Source organism: Amycolatopsis nivea, assembly GCF_004522235.1.
GTDB classification, from domain to species: Bacteria; Actinomycetota; Actinomycetes; order Mycobacteriales; family Pseudonocardiaceae; genus Amycolatopsis; species Amycolatopsis nivea.
The window spans coordinates 226,838-241,125 of sequence record NZ_SDLT01000010.1; the positions used below are offsets into that span (position 1 = coordinate 226,838).

Consider the following 14,288-nt stretch of genomic DNA (forward strand, 5'->3'; position numbering starts at 1 on the left):
CTCCGGCCACCGGCCGGTCAGCCGGGGCGGGGGAGCGCTGGTGTCATGGCACCCTCCTTTCCTTTTCCTCGAACGGTTCGCTTCAGCTGAGGTGCTTCATCGCCTCCCGGACGGACAGCGGGGACAACCCCGGGTGTGCGCGGACGAACGCGCGGACCCACTCCGGCTCGGCACGAGCGTGGTCCCGCAGTGCCCAGCCGATTCCCTTGCGCAGAAAGAAATCCCGGTCGTCGAGGTTCGCCTCGATCGCGTCGGCCAGCAGCTTCTGGTCCACCTCGCCCTTCGCGCTGACCTGACAGATCACCGCCGTCCGCCGGCGCCAGCGATCAGCGTCTGTCATCCAGCGGCGCAGAGCCGGCGTGACCGCCGCCCGGTGCGCGCGCAGGATCGGCCCGACCCGGCGGATCGCGACCTCGTCGACGTGGTCCCACCACGCACCGGTGACGATCAGCTCGTCGTACATCTCCAGCAGGTCCGGGTCCTGCCAATGCCGGTAGGCGCGGTGCCCGGAGAGATCGATCGCCGCGTACCGCTCCTCGCGGTACTCCGCTTCCCGCCACAACGCGAGCACGGTCTCGACGTACGTCACTCGATCGGGCAGAACATGCTCGGCCAGGACCGTCTTCATGAGCTTGCCGCGCGGCGGTTTCGGCACGCCGCGAAACGGCATCGCGGACTTCATGTACGCCTGCATCTCCGGTGCTTTGACCGGGTCCGCCAGCTCGGCCAGCCCGGTTCGCACCGCCGTGATCAAGGCTTCGCCCGCACCCATTGAGGACCACCTCCGTCGTCTCGGATCCCGACGATCGGGGGACAGCGCGGCTCGTGTCGGGAAACGAGATTCTGCCGCGCAGCCGGTAGCTTCGACGAGCCCTGGTTGCCGTCGGACGCAAAGGACCACTGTGAGGAAAATCGTCACCGCGCTGGCCGCCGCCGCTGTCGCGGCCGGAACGCTGGCTGTCGCACCCGCCGCCACCGCGGTGCAGCCCGAAGGGCCGGGCTACGCGCCGCCGCCGATCAAGTGGGGACCGTGTTCCGCACCAGGACTCGCCAAGGCGGGAGCCGACTGCGGATTCCTGGAGGTCCCGATGGATTACGCGCAGCCGTCGGGCGAGAAGGCGCAGATCGCCGTTTCCCGGGTGAAGCACAAGACCGCGAAGTTCCAGGGCGTGCTGCTGGTGAACCCGGGCGGGCCGGGAGGTTCCGGCCTCGGTCTTTCGGTGCTCGGCCGGAACGTGCCGAAGCACGCCGGAGACAGCTACGACTGGATCGGCTTCGACCCTCGCGGCGTCGGCTCCAGCAAACCGGCGCTCACGTGCGACGGGAACTACTTCGCTCCGGTCCGTCCGGCTTACGTGCCGAAGACCCCGCAGCTGGAGAACACCTGGCGCGCTCGCACGAAGGGCTACGCCGAGGCCTGCGCGAAGAACGGCCCGCTGCTCGAGCACATCAAGACCACTGACGTCGCGCAGGACATGGAAAGCCTCCGCAAGGCGCTGGGCCAGAAGCAGATCAACTACTACGGCTTTTCTTACGGCACTTACCTCGGCCAGGTGTACAGCACGCTGTACCCGGACCGCATGCGCCGGATGGTGCTCGACGGGAACGTCGACCCGCGCAAGGTCTGGTACGACGCCAACCTGGACCAGGACGTCGCTTTCGACCGCAACATCAAGATCTACTTCGACTGGCTCGCGAAGTACGACAACGTCTACCACCTCGGCAAGACCGGTTCGGCCGTCGAGCAGCTCTGGTACGCCCAGCAGCGGAAGCTCGACCGCGCCCCGGCGGGCGGCGTGATCGGCGGCGACGAGTGGACCGACATCTTCCTTCAAGCCGGCTACTACGTGTTCGGCTGGGAAGACATGGCCAAGGCCTTCGACGGATGGGTGCACCGCGGTGACTGGCAGACGCTGAAAGCGTTGTACGACAAGTCGAACGCTCCCGGCGACGACAACGGCTACGCGGTTTACAACGCGGTGCAGTGCACCGATGTCCAGTGGCCGCAGGACTGGGACCGCTGGCGCCGCGACGCCTGGGCCACCCACACCCGCGCGCCTTTCGAGACCTGGAGCAACACCTGGTACAACGCGACCTGCCTGAACTGGCCCGCGAAGCCGGGCAAGCCGGTGGACATCGACGGGTCGAAGGCGAGCGGCGCGCTCCTGATCAGCGAGGAACTCGACGCGGCGACGCCGTACTCGGGCAGCCTCGAAGTGCGCAAGCGTTACCCGCGCTCGAGCCTCATCAGCGCGCCAGGCGGGACGACGCACGCCGGATCGCTCTCCGGGGTTTCGTGCGTGGACGACAGGGTCGCTGACTACCTCGCCACCGGCGCGTTGCCGAAGCGGGTGCGAGGCGACCGCTCCGACGTCCAGTGCGCCGCGGTGCCGCAGCCGGTTCCGTCTCCGGTCGCTTCCGATGCGCAGCAGAAGGCTGATGCCGCGGCGAAGGCCGCGGCGGAGGAGAAGCAGGGCCTGCTTGCCGGTCTGCTGCGTTTCTGAGTTGTTCTGCGCGGTGCCCCGGCCTGGTCTGCCAGGCCGGGGCATTGTTCTTTTCCGGTGGTCCATCGAGCCCCCTCGGTCGTTTTCGGGTCGCCGGGGACGCTACGACGGGGGTCTGACAATTTCGGAACGCAGTCACCCGATCGCGTTAAGTGATCGAAAATTGTCGGGGGTCGCGGATACCTTCGCGGCCATGACGATCATTCAGGAGCACCGGACCGAGGTCCGGTCAGGAGATGTCCAGTACCAGGTCGCCGTCGTCACCCGCACCGAGGACGGCGAGCCCGAGCGGGTCACCGTCACGGTCGGCGGAGAACGGCCGGACGGCGAACCCGTCGTCGAGGGCAGACTCGAACTCGACGTGACGTCCGTGGCGACCGTCGCGGAACTGCTCGACACGAGCCTGCGCACCTTCGCGGGCGGCGGCTCGCGGCGAAGATCGCGCGGACGCCCGGCCCAGCAGGGGCGGCCGTGGACCGACGAGATGGACGCGGATCTGGAAGCCCGCTGGCTCGCCGGGGACTCGGTGATCGAGTTGGCGCGCCATTTCGCGCGAACGCCCGGCGGGATCCGGGCGCGGCTGCCGAGGGTCGGGTGCGATCCGGAACATCCGGGAAATCATCTGCCCACACCGCCGAGTCTGCGCGAAGCGGAGGAGGGAGTGGACTGACGAGTGCCCGCCGGGTTCGCATCCCGAGGCGGGCCCGGCGTGGCGGTGGCTGCTTGCCGGACTGGGGCTTGGACTCCGGGATCGGTGGTGTGCGCGCTGGATTTCTGGCGCGGGTTCTGGGGCGAGCGGCGCGCGCGGGAGTTGTGGCGCGGGTTCCGTAGCGCGGGACTTGCGGCGTGGGTCTCGAGGCGAGCGGCATGCGCGCGGGACTGTGGCGTGGGCTCCCGGGCGAGCGGCGCTCGCGCGGAACTTACGGCATAGGTTCCGTGGCGAGTGGTGGGTGCCGGAGTGGCGGATTGGGCCCAGGGCGGGCGGCGTGCGCGGGACTGGTGGCGTGCGCGCCGGATTTGCGGCGTGGGCTCCGGGGCGACGGTGGGTGCCGGACACGCGGCTGAGGTGCCGGGGTGAGCGGCGGGCGCGGAACAGGTGGTGCCCGCGCAGGTCTGGTGGCTCAGGTACAGGGCAGACGGTCAAGGAGGCAGGTTCGAACGGTTGAACGATGCGCGTTGCTGGGCGGTCTTGGCTGGGCGGCTAGGCGGGCTGGAACAACCCGTGCACCCAGCTCGCGCGGCTGACGAATCCGCCTGTTCAGGCGGCTCGGTCGTTTGGCGCGGGCCAGGAACCCGTCGCCTAAGCCCGTCCGGAAGTCCTGCCGCTGCGGAACCGCATCGGCACGCCGTCGATCAGGGCTGATCCATTCCATCGCAGTGGCGGAAAAAGCCTGGAGAACGCAGGGAATCCAAGGAAGTCCCGGGGAGGGGACGGTCAGGGTGAGCAAACCCTCTTTGTTTGAGCTTGCACGCTCGTGCATAATCATTCGTATGACGGTGAAGATCGCGGTAGCCGGTGCCAGCGGGTACGCGGGCGGCGAACTGCTGCGCCTGCTCCTGACCCATCCCGAGGTCGAGATCGGCGCTCTCACGGCGGCGAGCAGCGCGGGGACGACGCTGGGCACGCACCAGCCGCACCTCGCTCCGCTGGCCGGGCGGGTGCTGCTCGAGACGAACGCGGAGACGCTCGCGGGCCACGACGTCGTGTTCCTTGCTCTGCCGCACGGCCACTCGGCCGAGATCGCGGCGCAGCTCGGGCCGGACGTGCTCGTGGTCGATCTTGGGGCCGACCATCGGCTCGCGGACGCGGTGGACTGGCGACGGTGGTACTCCGGCGAGCACGCGGGGCAATGGCCCTACGGGATGCCCGAGCTGCCTGGTGCGCGCGAGAAGCTCGTGGGGACCAAGAGGATCGCGGTTCCGGGTTGCTTCCCGACCGGCGGGTCGCTGGCGCTGGCCCCGGCGTTGGCGGCGGGGCTGATCGAGCCCGCGGTCACCGTGGTGTCGGTGACGGGGACGTCCGGTGCGGGCAAGAGCCTGAAGCCGAACCTGCTCGGGTCCGAGGTCATGGGCAACGCGAGCGCGTACGGCGTCGCCGGTGCGCATCGGCACACGCCGGAGTTCGTGCAGAACCTCTCGGGCGCGGCGGGCAAGCCGGTGACCGTTTCGTTCACGCCGGTGCTCGCGCCGATGCCGCGCGGCATTCTCACGACGGCGAGCGCCCAGCTCGCGGGCGATGTCGACGAGGCCGCCGCGCGCGCGGTGTACGAGAAAGCCTACGACGCTGAGCCGTTCGTCCAGGTGCTGCCCGAAGGGACCTGGCCGACGACCGCGGCCACGGTCGGCTCGAACAACGTCCAGCTCCAGCTCGGGATCGACGACGGCGCGGGCAGGCTGGTCGTCGTCACGTCGATCGACAACCTCACCAAGGGCACCGCGGGCGGTGCCGTCCAGTCGATGAACCTGGCGCTCGGTTTCCCCGAGGCCACCGGACTTTCCACCGTGGGAGTGGCACCGTGACCGTCACCGGACCGAAGGGTTTCCGCGCCGCCGGCGTGGCCGCCGGGATCAAAGCCTCCGGCGCGCTCGACCTCGCGCTGGTCGTCAACGACGGCCCGCTCGACGTCGCGGCGGGCGTGTTCACCCGCAACGTGATCAAAGCCGCGCCGGTGCTGTGGTCGCAGGAAGTGCTGAAGCAGCAGAAGCTGAAGGCCGTCGTGCTCAACTCCGGCGGGGCGAACGCGGCGACCGGGCCGGGCGGGTTCCAGGACACGCACGCCACCGCGGAAAAGGTCGCCGAGGTGCTGGGCGCCGGCGCGATCGAGGTCGCGGTGTGTTCCACCGGCCTGATCGGCGAGCGGCTGCCGATGCCCGCCGTTCTGTCCGGTGTGGACAGTGCGGTCAAGGCGCTGGACGCCGGCCCGGAAGCGGCGCTCAACGCGGCTACCGGCGTCATGACCACCGACACCAAGCCGAAGCAGGCGTTCGCCCGGCACGACTCCGGGTGGAGCGTCGGCGGGTTCGCCAAGGGCGCGGGGATGCTCGCGCCGAACCTGGCGACGATGCTGTCCGTGCTGACCACGGATGCCGTGGCGGACAAGGAAACTCTCGACCGTGCGCTGCGCGCCGCCACGCACGTCACGTTCGATCGGCTCGACGTGGACGGCGGGACGTCGACCAACGACACCGTGCTCGTGCTCGCCTCGGGCGCGAGCGGGGTGGAGCCGACCGAAGCCGAGCTGACCGAGCTGCTCACCAAGGTCAGCCACGACCTGGTGCTGCAGCTGCGGGCCGATTCCGAAGGCGCCACCAAGGACGTCGACGTCACGGTGAAGGGTGCCGCGTCCGAAGCCGACGCGATCGTCGTGGCTCGGACGATCGCCGAGGACAACCTGGTCAAGACCGCCTTGTTCGGGTCCGATCCCAACTGGGGCCGCATCGCGATGGCGCTCGGCCGCGCACCGGCGCGGATCGACCCCGAGACGGTGTCGATCGCGATCAACGGCGTCACGTTGTTCGCGGGCGGCACCACGGCCGAGGACCGGTCGGCGGCCGATCTGTCCGGGCGAGCGATCGACGTTGTCGTGGATCTCGGCGTCGGTTCGGGCGAGGCCACGATTTACACCACCGACCTCTCGCACGCGTACGTCGAAGAGAACAGCGCGTACTCGTCATGACGGATACCGGAAGGCTCGTCTCCGCGGACGAACGGCTCGCCAGCGCGGCCGAGAAGGCCGGGGTGCTGATCGAAGCGCTGCCGTGGCTGCAGCGGTTCAACGGCGCGACCGTCGTGGTCAAGTACGGCGGCAACGCGATGATCGACGACCAGCTGAAGGCCGCGTTCGCCGAGGACATGGTGTTCCTGCGGCTGGCCGGGCTGCACCCGGTGGTCGTGCACGGCGGCGGCCCGCAGATCAGCGCGATGCTGTCCCGGCTCGGCGTGCCGGGGGAGTTCAAGGGCGGGCTGCGCGTCACCACGCCGGAGACCATGGACATTGTGCGCATGGTGCTCGTCGGGCAGGTGAGCCGCGAGCTGGTCGGCCTGATCAACGCGCACGGACCGTACGCGGTCGGCATTTCCGGCGAGGACGCGCGGCTGTTCACCGCCGAGCGCAAACAGGCCACTGTGGACGGTGAGCAGGTGGACATCGGCCTCGTGGGCGAGGTCGCCGAGGTGAACCCGGCCGCGGTGCTCGACATCGTGAACGCCGGCCGCATCCCGGTGGTGTCCACGGTCGCCCCCGACATCGACGGCGTGGTGCACAACGTCAACGCCGACACCGCCGCGGGCGCGCTCGCCGCGGCGCTCGGCGCGGAGAAGCTCGTCGTGCTCACCGACGTCGAAGGCCTTTACGCCAACTGGCCGGACCGGTCGTCGCTGATCGACCGGATCCCCGTCGACCGTCTCGAACGCATGCTGCCCGGCCTGGCCAGCGGCATGATCCCGAAGATGGAGGCGTGCGTGCGCGCGGTGCGCGGCGGCGTGCGCGGCGCCCACGTCATCGACGGCAGGCTCGCCCATTCGGTGCTGCTCGAGGTCTTCACCTCGCGCGGCATCGGCACCATGGTGCTGCCCGAGGCAGCGCACCCCGGAACGGAGCACGCGTGACTACCCTCAAGTCCAATGCGGACGGCCAGCAGCACTGGCAGTCGGCTGTCATGGACAACTACGGAACCCCCGGCCTGACCCTGGTGCGCGGCGAAGGCGCGCGAGTGTGGGACGCGGACGGCGCCGAGTACGTCGACCTGGTCGGCGGCATCGCGGTGAACGCGCTCGGCCACGCCCACCCGGAGGTGGTGCGCGCGGTCACCGAGCAGATCTCGAAGCTGGGGCACACGTCGAACCTGTACGTGAACCCGGTCGCGGTCGAACTCGCCGAAACCCTGCTCGACGTCGCGGGCCTGAACGGGCAAGGGAAAGTCCTGTTCGTCAACTCCGGCGCAGAGGCGAACGAGGCCGCGCTGAAGATCACCCGGCTCACTGGCCGCAGCAAGGTCGTCGCGGCGGAGGGCGCGTTCCACGGCCGCACCATGGGCGCGCTGTCGCTCACCGGGCAGCCGTCGAAGCGCGAGGCGTTCGAGCCGCTGGTTCCGGGCGTCACGCACGTTCCCTACGGCGACGTCGACGCGTTGCGGGCTGCCGTGGACGGCGAGACCGCCGCCGTCTTCCTGGAGCCGGTGCTCGGCGAGGCCGGGGTGATCCCGGCTCCGGACGGCTACCTGCACGCGGCTCGCGAGATCACCAAGGCCGCCGGTGCGCTGCTCGTCCTCGACGAGGTGCAGACCGGGATCGGCAGGCTCGGCACGTGGTTCGGCTTCCAGCAGGCCGGGATCGTGCCGGACGTGATCACGCTCGCGAAGGGTCTCGGCGGCGGGCTTCCGCTCGGCGCGGTGATCGGCGTCGGCGCGGCGGGCGACCTGCTGAAGCCGGGCCAGCACGGCACGACCTTCGGCGGCAACCCGGTGTGCTGCGCGGCCGGGCTGGCCGTGCTGCGCACCATCGTCCGGGACGACCTGCTCGACCACGTTTCCGCGCTGGGCAAGGATCTCGCCGCGGGAGTCGAGGCGCTCGGCCACCCGCTCGTGTCCGGCGTCCGCGGCGCGGGGCTGCTGCTCGGCATCGGCCTGCGGAAGCCGGTTTCCGCGGCGGTCGCTAAGGCCGCGCAGGAAGCTGGCTACCTCGTCAACCCGGTCGCCCCGGACACTGTCCGGCTCGCCCCGCCGCTCGTGCTCGACGAGCAGCAGGCGCAGGGCTTCCTCTCCGCCCTCCCGGGCGTGCTCGACTCCACCACCACGAAGGAATCCGACTGATGCCCCGCCATTTCCTCCGCGACGACGACGTCACCCCGGCCGAGCAGGCCGCTCTGCTCGACCTCGCGGACCAGCTGAAAGCCGACCCGCTCGGCACGAAGGCGCTCGCCGGCTCCACGGTGGCCGCGATCTTCGAGAAGAACTCCACCCGCACCCGGTTCTCGTTCGAGGTCGGCATCAGCCAGCTCGGCGGGCATCCGGTGATCGTCGACGGCCGTTCGATGCAGCTCGGCCGCGAGGAGACCATCGAGGACACCTCGCGCGTGCTGTCGCGCTACGTCGACGCCGTCGTGTGGCGCACCTTCGCGCAGAAGCGCATCGACTCGATGGCGTCGGTCGCGTCGATCCCGATCGTCAACGCGCTCACCGACGAGTTCCACCCGTGCCAGGTGCTCACGGACCTGATGACCATCCGCGAGCGCAAGGGGAAGCTCGCCGGGCTCACGCTCACCTACCTCGGCGACGGCGCCAACAACATGGCGCATTCGCTGCTGCTCGGCGGCACGACGGCCGGGATGAACGTGCGCGTCGTGTCGCCGGAGGGGTTCCAGCCCGACCAGCAGGTGATGCTCGACGCCAAGCAGCGCGGAACCGAAACCGGCGGCAGCGCGACTGTCTACACCGACGCGCACGAGGCCGTCGACGGTTCGGACGTGCTGGTCACCGACACCTGGACGTCGATGGGCCAGGAGAACGACGGCCTCGACCGGGTCGGCCCGTTCCGCGCGCTGCAGATCAACGCCGCGTTGCTGAAGCGCGCCGCCGACGAGGCGATCGTGCTGCACTGCCTGCCCGCGCACCGCGGCTGGGAGATCACCGACGAGGTGCTCGACGGCCCGGCCAGCGCGGTGTGGGACGAGGCGGAGAACCGGCTGCACGCGCAGAAAGCCCTGCTGGTCTGGCTGTTCGGGCAGAACGGCCGATGACCAGCAGCCGGGTCGGGCGCCAGGCGCGGATCACCGAGCTGGTGTCCACGATGGCCATCCGCAGCCAGACGGAGCTCGCGCGGCTGCTCGCCGCCGAGGGGATCGAGGTCACCCAGGCGACGCTGTCGCGCGACCTCGACGAACTCGGCGCGATCAAGCTGCGCGGCGCCGACTCGGGCGCGCCGGTCTACGTCATCCCCGAGGACGGCAGTCCCGTGCGCGGCGTCCAGGGCGGCACCTCGCGGCTGTCCCGGCTGCTCGCCGAACTGATGGTGTCGGCGGATTCGTCGGGCAACCTCACCGTGCTGCGCACGCCGCCGGGCGCCGCGCAGTTCCTCGCGAGCGCGATCGACCGGGCCGCGCTGGAGGAGGTCGTCGGGTCGATCGCGGGCGACGACACGGTAGCGGTGATCGCGCGCGAACCGCTCACCGGACGAGACCTCGCCGAGCGGTTCACCGCGCTCGCCCAAGGTTCGGCGGAAGGAAACGAGCCGTGACCCGGCGGGTCGTGCTCGCCTATCCGGGCGGGCACGGCTCCTCATCCGCGGTGAGTCTCCTTCAGGAACAAGGCGAAGTGGTCGCGGCCGCCGTGGATTTCGGTTCAGGCGACGTGGATCTGTGCGCGCTCCGGCGGCAGGCGATGGCCGACGGGGCCGCTGAGATCGTGGTCGCGGATGTCCGAGAGGAGCTCGCGAACGGCTACTGTTTGCTTGCGCTGCAAGCGAATGCGCTGATTCTCGACCGGCACCCGCTGGTCGAAGCGCTGGCCCGGCCGCTGCTGGCAAGCCAGCTCGTCGCGACCGCGAGGGACCGGAACGCATCGGCCGTCGCACACGGTGGCGGAGACACGTTGTCCAGCATGATCGCGGCACTCGCTCCGGACCTCGAGATCGTCGAACTCGATGTTCGCGGCGAGCAAGAACTGTCGACGAGCCGGACTTTGTGGGGCCGGACCGCGGACGACGGTTACCGCTGGACCGAGGACGCCGTAGTGAACCTCGGCATGCCGGACGAGGTCGTCGTCACTTTCGAGCAAGGCGTGCCGGTGGCAGTCGACGGCGAGACGGTCAGCGTCGCCGAGGCGGTGCAGCGGCTCGGACATCGGGCCGGGCCGCACGGGATCGGCCGGTTCGAGGCTTACGACGTACCGGGTGCGGCGGTGCTGATCGCCGCGCACCAGGAGCTGGAATCGGTCACGCTCGACCGTGATCTGGCGAGGTTCAAACGCGGCGTCGACCGCCGGTGGGCCGAACTGGTCCACGACGGATTGTGGTTCTCGCCGCTGCGCGAGCCGCTGGACGCGTTCGTCCGGCGGGCGCAGGAGCGCGTGTCCGGCGAGGTGCGGCTGGTGCTGCACGCGGGCAGCGCGACCGTGGCCGGCCTCCCCGGGAGGCGGCTTCGCCCGGTCGGACGGCGGCACCGCCGCGCGACCGGGCAGACTCCGCTGGGAAACACCCAGCATCCGAGCACCCAGGCGTCCTGAGACGCCGGACGAGAGAGGCAGAACGTGAGCGGGAAAGACCAGCCGGTGCAGCTGTGGGGCGGCCGGTTCGCCAGCGGGCCGGCCGAGGCGATGGCGGCGCTGAGCGCCTCGACCCACTTCGACTGGCGCCTGGCGCCCTACGACATCGCCGGATCGCGCGCGCACGCCCGCGTGCTGAACAAGGCGGGTCTGCTCACCGAAGCGGAACTGACCGGGATGCTCGACGCGCTCGACACGCTGGCGCAGGACGTCGCGTCCGGCGCGTTCACCCCGACGATCGCCGACGAGGACGTGCACACCGCGCTCGAACGCGGTCTGCTCGAGCGCGCCGGCGCCGAACTGGGCGGCAAGCTGCGGGCAGGTCGTTCCCGCAACGACCAGGTCGCGACGCTGTTCCGGATGTGGCTGCGCGACGCCGCGCGCCGGGTGGTCGCGGGCACGCTCGACGTGATCGACGCGCTCGTGTCGCAGGCGTCCCGCCACCCGGACGCGATCCTGCCCGGGCGTACCCACCTGCAGCACGCGCAGCCGGTTCTGCTCGCGCACCACCTGATGGCCCACGGCCAGTCGCTGCTGCGCGACGTCTCCCGCCTGCGCGACTGGGACGCCCGCACCGCGGAATCGCCGTACGGTTCGGGCGCGCTCGCCGGTTCGTCGCTCGGCCTCGACCCGGAAGCCGTGGCCGCCGAACTGGGCTTCGACACCAGCGTGGAGAACTCGATCGACGGCACCGCCTCGCGCGATTTCGTCGCCGAGTTCGCGTTCGCCGTCGCGATGCTCGCGGTCAACCTGTCGCGGATCGCCGAAGAGGTGATCATCTGGAACACCGCCGAGTTCGGCTACGTCACGCTGGACGACGCGTGGGCCACCGGCAGCTCGATCATGCCGCAGAAGAAGAACCCGGACGTCGCGGAGCTGACCCGCGGCAAGGCCGGACGGCTGATCGGCAACCTCACCGGCCTGCTCGCCACGCTCAAGGCGCAGCCGCTCGCGTACAACCGCGATCTGCAGGAGGACAAGGAGCCGGTGTTCGACTCGGTCGAACAGCTGGAGCTGCTCTTCCCGGCGATCGCGGGGATGCTCGGCACGCTCACCTTCCACACCGAGCGGCTCGCCGAACTGGCTCCCGCCGGGTTCACCCTCGCCACCGACATCGCCGAATGGCTGGTGCGCCAGGGCGTGCCGTTCCGCGTCGCGCACGAGGCGGCGGGGGAGAGCGTGCGGGTCGCGGAGGCGCGCGGGGCCGGGCTCGACGAGCTGACCGACGAGGAGTTCCAGGCCATCAACCCGGCGCTCACCCCGGCGGTGCGCGAAGTCCTCACCGTCGAAGGCTCGGTGCGTTCGCGCGATGCTCGCGGCGGCACCGCGCCGGACCGGGTCGCCGAGCAGCGGGAGCGCCTGGTCGAGCGCGTCGCGGCGCATCGGCAGTGGCTGAAGTGATCTGTCGCCAGGCCGCTGGTTAGGCTGGCGGCCTGACGAGGGGAGTGCGTGTGGACCGGTTGTTCCGGCGCGAAGAACTGGCACTGGACCCGGTCGACCTGGCTCGGCTGCTGCTCGGTGCCGTCCTCGAGGCCGACGCGCCCGAGGGCCGGGTCGGGGTGCGGCTCGTCGAGGTCGAGGCCTATCGCGGGCTCGACGATCCCGCTTCGCATTGCTACCGCGGGAAAACCCCGCGCAACGCGGTGATGTGGGGTCCGGCCGGGCACCTCTACGTGTACTTCGTCTACGGCATGCACTTCTGCGCGAACGTCGTCGGCACCGAGGACGGCCAGCCGGGCGCGGTGCTGCTGCGCGCCGGCGAGGTCGTCGAGGGCGCGGACATCGTGCGGAAGCGGCGGCCGAACGCGCGCGGCAACGGCGAGCTCGCCAAAGGCCCGGCCATCCTCACCTCTGTGCTGGGTCTCGCCCGCGAGCAGAACGGGCTCGATCTCACCGACCCGGAATCGCCGGTGCGGCTGCTCGCCGGCGAACGCGTGCCCGCCGACAACGTGCGCACCGGCCCGCGCGTCGGCGTCGCGATGGCGATGGACACGCCGTGGCGGTTCTGGATCGACGGCTCACCAGCCGTCTCGACCTACCGCCGCGGCGGGAAACGCCGGCAGGTGCGACCCGCGGGATAGTCGTTTGACCTGGTGGGGGATCATCTACAGGTGTGAGTGAGCACATCCTTGACGAGTTGTCCTGGCGCGGCCTGATCGCGCAATCCACCGACATCGACGCCCTGCGCCGAGAACTCGACCGCGGCCCTCTCACGCTCTATTGCGGCTTCGACCCGACCGCGCCCAGCCTGCACGCCGGCAACCTCGTCCCGCTGCTGATGCTCAAGCGGTTCCAGCGCGCCGGGCACCGGCCGATCGTGCTGGCGGGCGGCGCCACCGGGATGATCGGCGACCCCCGCGACAACGGGGAGCGCACGCTGAACACCCTGGACGTCGTCGCCGACTGGGCCGGGCGGATCCGCGGGCAGCTGGAGCGGTTCGTGGACTTCGACGACTCGCCGACCGGCGCGATCGTCGAGAACAACCTCGACTGGACCTCGAAGCAGAACACGCTGGAGTTCCTGCGGGACGTCGGCAAGCACTTCTCGGTGAACGTGATGCTGAACCGGGAGACGGTCAAGCGCCGCCTCGAGGGCGACGGTATGTCCTACACCGAGTTCAGCTACCTGCTGCTGCAGTCCCAGGACTACCTGGAGCTGTACCGCAAGCACGGCTGCAAGCTGCAGGTCGGCGGCTCGGACCAGTGGGGCAACCTCGTCGGCGGCGTCGACCTGATCCGCCGCGTCGAAGGCGGGACGGCGCACGCGCTGACCGCGCCGCTGGTTACCGACGCCGAAGGCCGCAAGTTCGGCAAGTCCACCGGCGGCGGCGATGTGTGGCTCGATCCGGAGCTGACCTCGCCGTACGCCTGGTACCAGTACTTCGTGAACGTCGGCGACGCTGACGTGCTCCGCTACCTGCGCCTGTTCACCTTCCTCGACCGGGAGGAGATCGAGGCACTCGCGAAGGACACCGAGGAGCGTCCGCACCTGCGCGCCGCGCAGAAGCGGCTGGCCGAGGAGTTCACGAACCTGGTGCACGGCGAGGCCCAGACGCGCCAGGTCATCGCGGCGAGCCAGGCCCTGTTCGGCCGCGGCGAGCTGACCGACCTCGACGGCCCGACGCTCGACGCGGCGATGGCCGAGGTCCCGAACGGCAAGGTCGAGCCCGCGGGCGACGCGACGATCGTCGACCTGCTGCTCGCCGGGGGACTGGTGGACAGCAAGGGCGCGGCGCGGCGCACGGTGAAGGAGGGCGGCGCGTACGTGAACAACGTGAAGATCGCCGACGAGGAGTGGAAGCCCTCGGCTTCCGACGCCCTCCACGGCCGCTGGCTCGTGGTCCGCAAGGGCAAGCGCACGGTCGCCGGCGTCCGCGTCGGGGCCTGATCTCGCCCTCGGCCCGAAACAGGGGCCTGACCTGCGGGAACGCAGTTAAGGTACCCCCCTGTTTCGGGCCCTGGGAGGGCGTGTAAAGTTCTCCAAGTCGCCAGGGAAACCGGGCGGCCGCCGGGACACGAACCAAG

The 14,288-nt window shown here is 70.4% G+C and carries 13 protein-coding genes; 12 read left to right on the forward strand and 1 reads right to left on the reverse strand.

All coding sequences use genetic code 11. The features are described from left to right. Positions 1–82 precede the first annotated feature (82 nt). Complete coding sequence (locus EIZ44_RS15040; protein ID WP_134729175.1) at positions 83–772, reverse strand: DNA alkylation repair protein; 690 nt, start codon at positions 770–772, stop codon at positions 83–85. A gap of 130 nt (positions 773–902) precedes the next feature. Between EIZ44_RS15040 and EIZ44_RS15045 the strand changes: the two genes are divergently transcribed. The 12 genes from EIZ44_RS15045 (at position 903) to tyrS (ending at position 14,151) form a co-directional block, all read left to right on the forward strand. Then, positions 903–2,504 carry an alpha/beta hydrolase gene (locus EIZ44_RS15045; protein WP_134729177.1) on the forward strand — a complete coding sequence of 534 codons (1,602 nt, stop codon included), beginning with the start codon at positions 903–905 and terminating at the stop codon, positions 2,502–2,504. 193 nt (positions 2,505–2,697) lie between these two features. After that, positions 2,698–3,174: a helix-turn-helix domain containing protein gene (locus EIZ44_RS15050; protein ID WP_134667961.1), complete on the forward strand. Its 477-nt coding sequence runs from the start codon at positions 2,698–2,700 to the stop codon at positions 3,172–3,174. An 821-nt stretch (positions 3,175–3,995) separates the two neighbouring features. Beyond that, entirely contained in the window at positions 3,996–5,024 is a 1,029-nt protein-coding gene (argC, locus tag EIZ44_RS15055; protein WP_037818176.1) for an N-acetyl-gamma-glutamyl-phosphate reductase, read from the forward strand. Next, complete coding sequence (gene argJ / locus EIZ44_RS15060; protein WP_037818177.1) at positions 5,021–6,181, forward strand: bifunctional glutamate N-acetyltransferase/amino-acid acetyltransferase ArgJ; 1,161 nt, start codon at positions 5,021–5,023, stop codon at positions 6,179–6,181. The genes argC and argJ overlap by 4 nt, the downstream gene beginning before the upstream one ends. After that, a complete protein-coding gene (gene argB / locus EIZ44_RS15065) occupies positions 6,178–7,113 on the forward strand; it encodes an acetylglutamate kinase (RefSeq protein ID WP_037818179.1) in 936 nt (311 codons plus the stop codon). Before argJ ends, argB begins: the two co-directional genes overlap by 4 nt. Beyond that, the gene (locus EIZ44_RS15070) at positions 7,110–8,315 is read left to right on the forward strand and encodes an acetylornithine transaminase (RefSeq protein ID WP_037818180.1); all 1,206 of its coding nucleotides are present in this window, start codon (positions 7,110–7,112) and stop codon (positions 8,313–8,315) included. The genes argB and EIZ44_RS15070 overlap by 4 nt, the downstream gene beginning before the upstream one ends. Then, positions 8,315–9,241 (forward strand): ornithine carbamoyltransferase, encoded by a 927-nt coding sequence (gene argF, locus EIZ44_RS15075; protein ID WP_037818181.1) that lies wholly within the window; start codon positions 8,315–8,317, stop codon positions 9,239–9,241. Before EIZ44_RS15070 ends, argF begins: the two co-directional genes overlap by 1 nt. Further along, the gene (locus tag EIZ44_RS15080) at positions 9,238–9,738 is read left to right on the forward strand and encodes an arginine repressor (protein ID WP_037818182.1); all 501 of its coding nucleotides are present in this window, start codon (positions 9,238–9,240) and stop codon (positions 9,736–9,738) included. Before argF ends, EIZ44_RS15080 begins: the two co-directional genes overlap by 4 nt. After that, positions 9,735–10,724, forward strand: coding sequence for an argininosuccinate synthase domain-containing protein (locus EIZ44_RS15085; protein ID WP_134729179.1), 990 nt, complete (start codon positions 9,735–9,737; stop codon positions 10,722–10,724). Before EIZ44_RS15080 ends, EIZ44_RS15085 begins: the two co-directional genes overlap by 4 nt. Positions 10,725–10,748: 24 nt before the next feature. Then, positions 10,749–12,164 (forward strand): argininosuccinate lyase, encoded by a 1,416-nt coding sequence (gene argH, locus EIZ44_RS15090; protein ID WP_037818185.1) that lies wholly within the window; start codon positions 10,749–10,751, stop codon positions 12,162–12,164. A 44-nt stretch (positions 12,165–12,208) separates the two neighbouring features. Further along, complete coding sequence (locus tag EIZ44_RS15095) at positions 12,209–12,844, forward strand: DNA-3-methyladenine glycosylase (protein ID WP_037818187.1); 636 nt, start codon at positions 12,209–12,211, stop codon at positions 12,842–12,844. Between the two features lie 32 nt (positions 12,845–12,876). Continuing rightward, positions 12,877–14,151, forward strand: coding sequence for a tyrosine--tRNA ligase (tyrS, locus tag EIZ44_RS15100; RefSeq protein ID WP_037818189.1), 1,275 nt, complete (start codon positions 12,877–12,879; stop codon positions 14,149–14,151). Positions 14,152–14,288 lie beyond the last annotated feature (137 nt).

Excerpts from the sequence above, each read along its gene's own strand:
- EIZ44_RS15080 (WP_037818182.1), top strand. The coding sequence starts at position 9,238 with ATGACCAGCAGCCGGGTCGGGCGCCAGGCGCGGATCACCGAGCTGGTG.
- EIZ44_RS15040 (WP_134729175.1), bottom strand. The coding sequence starts at position 772 with ATGGGTGCGGGCGAAGCCTTGATCACGGCGGTGCGAACCGGGCTGGCC.
- argF (WP_037818181.1), top strand. The coding sequence starts at position 8,315 with ATGCCCCGCCATTTCCTCCGCGACGACGACGTCACCCCGGCCGAGCAG.
- argC (WP_037818176.1), top strand. The coding sequence starts at position 3,996 with ATGACGGTGAAGATCGCGGTAGCCGGTGCCAGCGGGTACGCGGGCGGC.
- argB (WP_037818179.1), top strand. The coding sequence starts at position 6,178 with ATGACGGATACCGGAAGGCTCGTCTCCGCGGACGAACGGCTCGCCAGC.
- EIZ44_RS15050 (WP_134667961.1), top strand. The coding sequence starts at position 2,698 with ATGACGATCATTCAGGAGCACCGGACCGAGGTCCGGTCAGGAGATGTC.